This is a genomic window from Kitasatospora sp. NPDC054768, from assembly GCF_053612025.1.
The window spans coordinates 17,646-28,178 of sequence record NZ_JBSHBN010000122.1; the positions used below are offsets into that span (position 1 = coordinate 17,646).

Consider the following 10,533-nt stretch of genomic DNA (forward strand, 5'->3'; position numbering starts at 1 on the left):
GCACCCCCTTGCCAGAGCAGCGAAAACGCTCGGCCCACCGAGCAAGGGCGGCCTGACCCCCAGTTCCACCCAGCGATCCTACTGACCCCTGCCCAGGAACCAGCCCGCGCATGAACCATTGCACGAGAAAGAGATTGTCGTGAATGCAACAATAGTGTCGCCGTTCCCCGCCCTTTCCGACGTCGCCGACCTCTTCGACGACGACCCGCAGTTCGCACGCCACGTCCGCAGGGCCGAAATGCTCTCACACGCCCGAGGACTGCCACGCTGGCTCAAGGGCAACGCCGTCGACCTCGTGCTCGTCCTGCTGGCCGGGCAGGACCTGGGCCTGACCACCTGGGAAGCCATCAACAGCTTCTACCCAGACGACAGTGAAGAGAGCGGGCTGGCCCTCTACGCCTCTGCGCAGCGGGCCCTCCTGCACCGCGCCGGCTGGGGCTGGCGCATCGTCGAAGCTACCGACGAACGCTGCACCGTCGCCGTCACCGACCCGAACAGGCCCAGCCAGGGGGAGCTCTTCACCACCTACACCATGCATGACGCCCTGGTGGCAGAGCTGACCAGCGGCCCGAACGCCAACTTCTGGCGCCGCTACCCCAAGCAAATGCTCTACGCCCGCGTCACCTCCCTGACCGTCAACACCCATGCCGCGCACGTCGTACGAGGAGCCCCCCGCGGCTGGGGCACCCTCCTCACCGCGGACCCCGCCCCACTGCCCATGGCAACCCCTGGCGCCGCTGCACAGCCCACCCCGGACAGCACACCCACCACGGAGCGCACCCTCCAGGACACACTCCCCGCGCCCGAACTCGGCGACGAGGCCCCCATACCGCCGGGCGACACCACCACGGCGCCCGCACCCGTTCAACCGATGCCGCCAGCCAACCCGCCGCAGACACACCTCCTGGCCGACACCCCCGCACCCACCAAGGCCCTGACGTCACCGGCCACCGAACTCGCCGACCGACCCACGCCCGACCTGGCCGACACCAACCAGGGTGACGACCACACGGCCGTCCCGGAGCGCACCGACCCGGGGCCGGCCACGCAACCGCCGACCACTCCACAGCCCGACACAGACCGAGCCCGCTCCACCCCCGAGCCGACCCCGCACCAGCCCGAACACCCGAACACGGTCACGTCCGACGCCCCGGACCCCCGTCAGGCCGCCTGGGAAGTCCTTCGCGGTATGGCGGACGCGCTCAAGCCGAACGGCGTCTACCAGATCCTCCTCGGCAACCAGACGAGGACCACGAAAGAGAAGGCGAACGGCACACTCACGGACGAGGACGAACAGCTCATCCTCCAGGCACAGAAGACCCTTGGGAACTCTGCCCACGCGATCTACCGGCAACTGCTCAAGCCGGACGCCCCCTCCGCATCCGAGCCCGACCAGAGCCCCCCGACCCCACTCCAGATCGCGCCCCGGGCACAAATGCCCGACCTGTGCGCCTGTGAGGACGCCCCCACCGGCCGCCACCGCGACGACTGCCCCGACTCCGCACAGTGAACCGAGCCGAACTCGAAGCGCAACGCCGCCAGCTCGAGGACGCGCTGGCAGCGGTGTTCCGCACCGCCACCGCCGCCAACCACCACGACCCCGGTGCCCTGTCCATCTCCGGCCTCGGCGGATGCACCCGCCGCGCGGCCTACCAACTCGCCCGCTACGCCCCCACCGACGACCACTCCCACCAAGAGCAGCGCGCCTCCCACCTGGGCCAGGCCACCCACGACTGGGTGCTGCCCCGCCTCGCCGCACAACTGGGCCACGAACTCACCCTCGTCGAACACGACGTCATCCTCCCCGTCCGCGGCCTGAAGATCCCGGGCCGGCTCGACCTGTTCACCCCCGCCATCGGCGGCGGACTACTCGTCGATCTCAAGACCCACGGCTACGACCAAGGCGACGACGGCGACGAACCCTCACGCGCCCGGCTCCTGCAGCTCTACGGCTACGCCACGGCACTGCGCCTGATGGGATACCTGATCCGAGCGGTGGCGGTGGTGCCGATGTCGCGCATTCACGGAGGTACCTCCGGGGTGTGGATCGGGGAGTTCGGGTCCAAGCAGGAGGCCTTCGTCGACGCTCGGGTGCGGGACCTGCTGCGGCACGCCAAGGCGCCTGCATTCGCACCGCGCGATGCCCACCGAGGCCCAGGGCTGGACCTCACCTGTGACTCCTGCCCCTACATGACGAGGTGCTGGCCGGGCGCGGAGCCGGCCCAGGCTGCCGAGGTGCGCACCGATGCCGACATCGTCGCCCATGCCCTTGGCTACTCCGAAGCCGCCGCACAGGAGAGGGACTGGAAGAAGGAGAAGAAGTACCACCTGGCCGCGCTCGGTCGGACCCGCCCGGGCCGATACACGGCCTACGGCTACGAAGTGGAGGTCAAAACCTCCCCGGGCGGGAAGCGCCTGGATCAAACCGGCGCGAAGGAGCTCCTGAAGGAGAACAACCTGCCCATTCCTCAAACGACAGACAAGGACTCGCGTCGCGCCCTCGTCCACCGCCGTCCACCCAGCGGAGACTCGCCAGCCCGCGGGCCGGGCCCCCTCAAAGTCGCGGCGCTACCAGGCCCGCCAGGGCCCTGATGGCGTCGCTGCCCATCCGAGACCGGCATCCCGCAGACGGAGCCGCAACAACCCCTCCGCCGTCAGCATTGCCTGGATGCCCCGTCCGGTTACCAGCGTCGAGCGTGGGACCGCCCCGAGGCACGAAAGGACCGCGGCCTGAAGGGCATGGCCGGCTCGCCAACCCGCGATCCTGCACAGGAGTTGATCCGCCCGCTGGGTGACCTAATTTCACCGCCATGGCCATTCCGAAGTGGCTCGCAGTGAAAGGAGATAACCTGTGAATAGACAGTACGAGCGTGTCGTGCAATTTAGCGGTGGCATCGCATCCTTCGCCTCCGCCGTTCGCGTAGTCCGACGATACGGCACCGACAGGACGACCCTTCTGATAGCGGACACGCAAATCGAGGACCCTGATTTGTGGCGTTTCTCGCAAGACGCCAGCAGGCTACTCGACATCCCCCTCGTGCGCGTGGCTGACGGCCGCGATCCATTCCAAGTCTTCCATGACAAGAAGTTCCTCGGAAACAGCAGGATCGCCGGGTGCACGAGGGTCCTCAAGATCGACCCATGCCTGCGCTGGCTCGAGAAGAACGCCGACCCCACACGGACGACGCTGTACATCGGCATCGACGCCAGCAGGCACGACCGCAACCGAATCCCACCGATCGCCACCAACTGGCAGCCCTGGCGCACCGTCTTCCCGCTGTGCGAGGAAGGGGAGCCGGAACTCACCAAGGAAGAACTGCTCGACGAAGCCAGAAGCCTGGGAATCGAGCCTCCCCGTCTGTACGAGATGGGTTACCCGCATAACAACTGTGGAGGCACCTGCGTCCGCGCCGGAAAGGCCCAGTGGATTCGCACCCTGCGCCTATTTCCAGAACGATATGCAATGGCCGAGGCGCAAGAGGAGGAATTCCGCAGAGCGAACGGAGACTACGCCATTCTCAAGGAGCAGAGGAACCGGGTGATCTACCCACTGACCCTGCGCGAACTCAGGCTCAGAGAGGAAGCCCGCCAGGCCGCCAGTACATAGACGGAAAGTCCACGGGCACCAGCGCGATGCGCCAACCGACAACCGGCCGGTTCATCGCACTGGCGCCCGTGGACTTTCCGTCTGACGGGATCCTGAGGCGTCTCATCCCGCAGGGCGAGCAACCTCGGCCGCTGGCGCCCACCATCGCTGCCCCGAACAGCCAGGTCCTGACTACCGTCCAGGGCAGATCGGGTTCCCAGCTCGTCCTACGGCACACCCTGCAAGCGGCGAATCGAGCCTGCAACCAGCGCTGCCGCAGCCTCAAGACCGACCCCAGCACGTCCCTTTCGCTCATCCGGAGGAGTTGACCACCATGGCGGCCCGTCAGCGACTCGCGTGCGAAACAGCGGACAACGCAGGTGACCCCACCACCAAGCGGCCCGGCCGCCACAGCTCTGTGCTCGCCATGCTGTTCACTCTCGCGGCATTGAGCAGCTGTGCCAGCAGCCCGGGGGACTCGCCACCGGCTCCACCAGCGGCAACTCCGATCATCGCCAACGGGACCGCGTCCCTGCACCTGCCCATCGAGGCCTACATGCTGACCCCGGTGCAGTCCGCGACGTTCGACTGGCTCCGCCGCGCAGCCACGGCCGACTGCATGCGCCGCTACGGCCTCGACCTGCCCGTCCCCCCGCGGCCTTCCACCACGAGCCCACAGGTCTCCGCCTTCAGCGTGGTAAACCGTCGCTACGGCATCACCGACCCTGCCGCAGCCGCCGCACGGGGAGCCGGCGGCCTCTTACGCCACCACCCGCCAGAGTGCTGCTCCCACGCTCACCCCCGCGAGACCGACGACACGACCCTCACTGCTCACGGCCGCGACGAAATCCCGTACGCCCGAACATAGAAGAGCGCATACAGTGTGGAACGTAGCTGGCACGGGGGAGAGGGCAGCAGCAAGACGATGGTGGGATCCGACTGGGCCAGCGAGGGAGCGTGCCGCGACAGTGACCCGGACGAGCTCTTCGTCGACGCGTCGACGCAGAACCGAGCCAAGGCCGTCTGTTCGAGCTGTCCTGTCCGGACCGAGTGCCTCGCGGAGGCCCTGGACCTCCGAATAGAGTTCGGCATCTGGGGCGGCATGACCGAGCGCGAGCGGCGTGCCTTGTTGCGCCGCCGGCCCACCGTGAAGTCCTGGCGCGAGCTCCTGGAGGCAGCCCGCGCAGAATACGAGCGACATGGCGGAGCCCCAGCGAACGAGCCACTGCCGCAGGCCAGCTGACAGCGGCCGGGCCCCGCGCGAAACGGTTGGAGCGGCACTCCACGCAGGACAACCCCATCACCCCACTGCGTGTCGGTCTTCCAGAATGCCCGCCTCCGTCCAACGCACCGGGCATCGTTGCCGTCATGTCCCGCCATCGCCGCCGCCGTCCCGCGCCCAACCCCCTCGTGCCCTCCACCCCAGGACCAGGGCACCCCGCCGACAGCTACCCCTCATCTGCAGCCCTCGGCCCGCAGCCGGCCACCGAGCAGGACCCCGGCCTCGCCGAGCTGGACCTGCCACTTCCCGGGAGGCCGCCCACCTGCTGCGCGGCCACTCGAAGCCGAGTGCGGACGGACGGCGGGGACGTTCTCATCCTGACCGTCCACGCCTTCGGTTGCCCCGTTTGGGCGGCCCGCTGACCACATCAGAGCCACCTGCAGGCACAGCAGATCACAACCCGAGTACCGCCTGCCGCCGCCCGAGCCGCCCGTGGCAAAGCCCACTTGATTGGCACGGAGCCGCCCCTACCTTCACGGCCATCAACCCGGTGCAGCCCCCTGGTGGCTGCGCCCGCCCCTCCCCGGAGAGACGGACAGATGGTCGTTGCCGACACCCCAACCCTGCTCAGGCCCGGCATTGCCGTGCTGGTCAGCACCCCGAACGGCCTGGACCACCCAGGCACCCTCACCGCCGTGACCGATCGCGGCCGCCGGTGCACCGTCGACATGCAGCCCGTCGAGGGCAGCGCCTACGACAGCCCTACCGGTCTCACGGTCGCCTGGCCCGCCAACCGCGTTCGGGCTGCCGGCACCACCCTCGCCGCGGCCACCCCTGTCGAGATCGACGTCGCTCTGGCCGCACTCGACTCCTGGTACCGGAAAGCGCGCTATCGCCTCGATCTCGCCGTCGAGGTGCTCCATGCAGCGGTCGGAGACCGCCGGACCGGCAGTAAGAACCGCGGACCATGGCTCATGTCCGACGCCCAGGCGCTCGAAGCCGCCCGCAGGAGCGACCGGACCGACCCTGCGATCCCCCAGCCCTCGACGCCCACGCAGCAGCGAGCACTGAACTCCGAAGGATCGCTCAGGAGCAGGCGCCGTACCTGGCCGAGTGGAAGCGGCGGGGCGGTTGGAGCCGCACCTTCCTCGCCCAACCCGACCGCGGGATCGGGCACGCCCACCGCAGCGAACACTGCTCGACCTGCCACAACGGACCGCAGCGCACCCGGCTTGCCTGGCTGACCGCCTACTCCGGCGCGACCGACGAGCAGATCGTCCGGGACGCCGGGGAGCGCGCATGCACCGTCTGCTTCCCCGACGCTCCGGTCGACGCCCACCGCCGGCCCAGCCGCATGACCTCCCGCGCAGAGGCCGCGGCCCGAAAGAAGCGGCAGGACCGCGAACTCGAGAAGGTGGCCCGGGCCGCCAGCAAGGCCGCCAACGCAATCGCCAACCCCGACGGAACCCCTCTACGCATTACCGGACGCGGGCGGACCGAGACCATCGAGACCACCCACGCAGCCCGCATCTGGCTCGCCGACGCCTTCGAGTCCTGGCGCCCCACGCCGGACGACAGCGCCATCCAGCAGGTAGCCGCCGCGATCGCCCACAAGGAGGGCAAGACCCCCGAAGACGCCATCGAGGAGGCGAGGACCCGGGCCCGCCGCCGAAAGTAGCCGCACCGCTGCGCCGACCGAGCCTTCGGTCGGCGCAGCCGTGTGCCGGCGGAAGGGTCGAACCGAACCGCAGACGCCAGCATGGAACCTGCTGGCGGGCGGCCGCCGCTCGGCAGCTCCACCTGGCACAGCGACAAGAGGACTGAGCCGAAGCAGTTCTCTGCACGGGTTGCGTCGGGACGCTCCGGGCTGTTCGACCGGTGCCACCGCAGGCGAGGTCCGTGTGGCGCCAGAGGCCGCAGCACGCGCCCGGCCTGCATCGGCGAAGGGGCCGTGGAGGCACTTGACCAGCCGCTGCCCGCGATTACGTTGACGCCCCACAGCCGGGCCGGACGGCTGACAGTTGTCCCGGCCCGCGCCTCGTCAACCGACTGCGCGATCTGCCGCAGACCGCCTTCTGCACCCGTCCGGAGCTGACCCATGCCCCGATTTCCTCGTCCTCTCGCCGGCGTTTTCCGACGTTCCGGCAGTGCCTCGCAGCCTCGCGGTCACGCCGCATCCTCGGCCCAGAGCTACACCGCAACGGTCCTCCTGAACGTCACATCCGGTCCGCGTGGCCAGTACCTGAACTTCTTCGGCTACCAGCACGGCCAGCCGCTCGCCCGGGCGGAGATCCTCGGCGACGGCCCCCTGGTCCTGACCGTCGAGGCGTCCACCGTCGAGGCGGCAGCCGACCGTGTGTACCTCATCGGCAACAGCGCCGGCGCTGACTCGTTCAACCGCAGCTGGCCAAGCGGCGTGCGGGCGGTCTCCGTCGGAGACGTTCTGCACATCACCGGATCGGACGGCCGCGAGGTTCACCTGGCGGTGGCCTCCGATGGATATGAGCGGGTGGATGCGCCGGCCACCATCGTTCCGTTGGCCGGCAGCACCGCTCTCACCCACGGGGAGATGTAGCTCCCGTCCACCGCATGTGGCCGCCCCTCCCGCGGGGCGGCCACATGCATTCGAGGCGTCGAGCGCGTCACCGAACTCCATGCGAGAGCCCACAGCCTGCGTTCCCAGGCCCAGTTCCAGGTCCTGCTCAGCCACTGCAGAGGTAGCCAGATCGCGGTGGCCGGTGAGCGGTCCCGCTCGGCGGCCAGCAGCAGTCGACACCTGCCCGAGGCTGCCCGATCGGCCTGGTGGTCTCCGGTGGTGACGCAAAAGCCCGCCCCGACCAGGCCCGCGCGCTTCGACGCGCCCGGCCTGGCGGCGACGGCCGCTGCTGGCCCGCGCGGCAGGCCGGACCGAGTCAAGGCGGTCCCGGCCGGGGGGTGAACGGCTCGACACGACGGCTACCTTCCCCCTTGCTTCCACCGGGCATCAGCGACGGCCGAAGAGGTTCGCGTGCCGGCTCGGCCGCGGGCGACGACTCAGCTCGGCCCGCCCAGATCAAGCGCTCACTCCCGCCGGCGCCGCGCCTACCAGCAGGCGCGGCGCCATCCCCCTGCGACAAGGAGCATCATGTCCGCATCCCCTCGGCTTCCGGTCCGCGGCTGCCTCCCTGAACATGCGGCCGTTCCGGCGGTTCGGATCGCACTCGACGTGCTGGCCGACGCCAAAGTGACCCGCGCCGACCTCGCCTCCGAGGAAGCTCACCAGGCCAGGAACCTGCGTTGCACGGTCGGCGCCGTCGCCGCACCCCACGGACGCGCCTCCGACCTGATCGTGGAGTGGTACGAGGACGGGGCCGTCGACGAGGCCCTTCTGCCGGCCCGCCGGATCCAGACGGTCCGAAGCGCGCGCAACCGAGCCCTCGACGAATGTGCCGGCCTGCTGCGCGACATCGGCTACACGGTGACGCCCTCCGAGTCCTCGCTCACCCGCACACGGCGGCTGCAGAGCCTGCTCGTGTCCGGCGCGCCCTACGAACCCGCGAGGAACGTGACACGGGCCCTCACCTCGCGCGGCCTGTCCCGGGCCGGCGTCCTCCCGGCGTATTGGGAGACTCCGGACCTGTACCGCGTCATGAGGGCCTCCGGCGCGCTCCTCCTGACGTTCTCGCACGCGACGAAGGTGGAGCGGGTCCGGGACGCCGTTGCCACACTGCGCGCCCAGGGCCTGAATGCCGGCGAGGACGCGCCGAGCCTGTACGGCGTCGGCTACGGCGTCCTGGTGCGCCGAGGCGAACGGCCGACCGGCGAGCGCGACGGACTGCGCCCGGAGACCCCAGAGTGCCGGGCCGCCCGAGACCTGCTGTGGGTCCGCGGGTTCTCCCGTGAGAACTGCGAGCGCGGCACGATCGGGCACCGGGTCTACCCGCAGTTGCCTCCGCACCTTCGAGACGGTGTCTTCAACGTCGACAACACCTCGCCCACCGTCCTTGCCGCCTTGCACGACCGGGTGAGCGTGACCGCTCCGGACAGCGCCTACGCGGAAGGGCACGGCCGGGACCTGGCCACCGTGCTGTCGGCCGCGCACGAGGTGGCGTTCGCGGAGGCCGGCTGGACCGTGGTGCGCGAGGACCTGATCACGATCACGGTGCACCGCGGCCACGCGCTTCGAGTGGCCGCGGCCCGCGAGCGAGGCACGGCACCGGAGGCCGCCGAAGCAACGGTCTGACCTCAGTCCTGACAATGATCGCCCCACGCCTTGCCCACCGGGCCGCACAGCATCCCTCTGCTGTGCGGCCCGCCGTCGTCAGGACGAAGCAGCCGGCGACCGGATGATGCGCTGCCCAGCGGCCCGCCGCCGTCGGCATCAAGGTCTGCCCGCCCGGCGTCCCGGGCCAGACCCGAAGCGCCCGGCACGTCGCTGCCCCGACACGCCACGTGCAACCAACACCGGAAGGGCCCCTCGCCGAGCTTGACCCGCTGTAGCGCGTAGTTACCTTCCGGGTTGAGGGATCGCCACGGACCATTCCCCGCTAGCGACGTGCGCCCGGCGACGTTTCGCACCCCACGCTCCACCACCGTGGGCCGCCGCGGAACCTCCCTCACCCCATCGCTACCGTGATCGGAGTATCACCATGGCCCCAAGCACACTTCTGCTGGACAGCCTGATCCACAGCACCGAGCCGTCCGAACCCCACCAGCTGAGCACCTTCACCAGGGTGAAGCCCAGCGGGCGTCTCATCGCCATCGTGGACGCCACCTCCATCATCCTGGATTTGCGATCGACGCGCGCAGACCTGCTGGACCTCACCGACGGTCAGTACGTCACCGTGGTGACCCGCAACCTCGCGCCGGTGTTCTCGACGCCGCAGATCCACGCGTGGCAGGGGCGGATCGTCCAGCAGCCGGGCCTGACCGCACTCAAGCCCAAGGGCGCCCGCACCCGCGGCTACGACCTCGCCCGACTCGGAGACGTGCTCGACATCGTCCCCGGGTTCGGACCCAAAGCCCTGGACGAGGCCCGGAAGCGGATCGAAGCCGTCACCGCCCTCTTCGCCCGGGCGACCGACCTCACCCCTGACAGCTTCACCGCGCTGCCCACCGCCTCAAACGCCACCTTCGAGGCGCCTTGCACGATGGCGCTGGTCACGACCCTCGTCAGCCCCGACCAGTCGCCTGTCGCCGGCGCCCTGTGGCTGCTCAGGGACCGCATCCCGGACCCCGACATACCGGGCGACACCCTGAACGGCGTCCTCATCGTCCCGCCCTCCACGCTCACCAGCGAACACGGAAGCGTCTACACCAGTCGACTGCCCCAGACCACCGCCGTCCTCCCGCTCACCACCCCCATTCCCTGGCCGACCGCCTCCGACCTGGCCACCCCCGGCACCTACCTGACCACCCTCAACCACCTCACACCCCCGACCACCGCCTGACCCGCTTCCGGCCGCCCCGCTCACCAACCAGCGGGGCGGCCGCCCGCACCGCTGACCACTTGACCGGCCAAGCAGGATCGCTACGGTCCCGGCCAGCACCTCAGACGCAGTGCACCACGAAGCCGCGCACACGCGTCAATGAGCTCGACTACCGCGCCCCGACGCCCATTTTGGCTTTGTTCACGACCTCCGGTTCTGGCTCAACTTCTGGGCTCTGTCGCTGATTGAGGGGTGCGTGCCGACCGTGCTCGGGTGGTGGGCATGACCTGGGCGTGATGGATGCGGTGCGTGTGGCG

General features: G+C 69.7%; 8 protein-coding genes. All 8 read left to right on the forward strand.

All coding sequences use genetic code 11. From position 1 onward, the window contains the following. The first annotated feature begins 139 nt into the window (after positions 1 to 139). Positions 140 to 1,510: a hypothetical protein gene (locus ACWGKU_RS29140; RefSeq protein ID WP_331768656.1), complete on the forward strand. Its 1,371-nt coding sequence runs from the start codon at positions 140 to 142 to the stop codon at positions 1,508 to 1,510. Further along, on the forward strand, positions 1,507 to 2,592 hold the full coding sequence (locus tag ACWGKU_RS29145) for a PD-(D/E)XK nuclease family protein (RefSeq protein ID WP_331768831.1): 1,086 nt from the start codon (positions 1,507 to 1,509) through the stop codon (positions 2,590 to 2,592). Before ACWGKU_RS29140 ends, ACWGKU_RS29145 begins: the two co-directional genes overlap by 4 nt. 259 nt (positions 2,593 to 2,851) lie before the next feature. Further along, positions 2,852 to 3,607 (forward strand): hypothetical protein, encoded by a 756-nt coding sequence (locus ACWGKU_RS29150; RefSeq protein ID WP_331768658.1) that lies wholly within the window; start codon positions 2,852 to 2,854, stop codon positions 3,605 to 3,607. A 904-nt stretch (positions 3,608 to 4,511) separates the two neighbouring features. Beyond that, positions 4,512 to 4,829: a WhiB family transcriptional regulator gene (locus ACWGKU_RS29155; RefSeq protein ID WP_401053691.1), complete on the forward strand. Its 318-nt coding sequence runs from the start codon at positions 4,512 to 4,514 to the stop codon at positions 4,827 to 4,829. A 946-nt stretch (positions 4,830 to 5,775) separates the two neighbouring features. After that, on the forward strand, positions 5,776 to 6,486 hold the full coding sequence (locus tag ACWGKU_RS29160; protein WP_452180023.1) for a hypothetical protein: 711 nt from the start codon (positions 5,776 to 5,778) through the stop codon (positions 6,484 to 6,486). A 420-nt stretch (positions 6,487 to 6,906) separates the two neighbouring features. Beyond that, complete coding sequence (locus tag ACWGKU_RS29165; RefSeq protein ID WP_331768663.1) at positions 6,907 to 7,383, forward strand: hypothetical protein; 477 nt, start codon at positions 6,907 to 6,909, stop codon at positions 7,381 to 7,383. Positions 7,384 to 7,932: 549 nt separating this feature from the next. Continuing rightward, positions 7,933 to 9,030, forward strand: a complete 1,098-nt coding sequence (locus ACWGKU_RS29170; RefSeq protein ID WP_331768664.1) for a hypothetical protein — start codon at positions 7,933 to 7,935, stop codon at positions 9,028 to 9,030. A 406-nt stretch (positions 9,031 to 9,436) separates the two neighbouring features. Further along, on the forward strand, positions 9,437 to 10,237 hold the full coding sequence (locus ACWGKU_RS29175) for a hypothetical protein (RefSeq protein ID WP_331768665.1): 801 nt from the start codon (positions 9,437 to 9,439) through the stop codon (positions 10,235 to 10,237). Positions 10,238 to 10,533: the final 296 nt, after the last annotated feature.

What these genes read in the sequence shown, in the direction of transcription:
- ACWGKU_RS29155 (WP_401053691.1), top strand. Translation starts at nt 4,512, where the DNA reads ATGGTGGGATCCGACTGGGCCAGCGAGGGAGCGTGCCGCGACAGTGAC.
- ACWGKU_RS29170 (WP_331768664.1), top strand. Translation starts at nt 7,933, where the DNA reads ATGTCCGCATCCCCTCGGCTTCCGGTCCGCGGCTGCCTCCCTGAACAT.
- ACWGKU_RS29160 (WP_452180023.1), top strand. Translation starts at nt 5,776, where the DNA reads ATGGCTCATGTCCGACGCCCAGGCGCTCGAAGCCGCCCGCAGGAGCGA.
- ACWGKU_RS29175 (WP_331768665.1), top strand. Translation starts at nt 9,437, where the DNA reads ATGGCCCCAAGCACACTTCTGCTGGACAGCCTGATCCACAGCACCGAG.
- ACWGKU_RS29165 (WP_331768663.1), top strand. Translation starts at nt 6,907, where the DNA reads ATGCCCCGATTTCCTCGTCCTCTCGCCGGCGTTTTCCGACGTTCCGGC.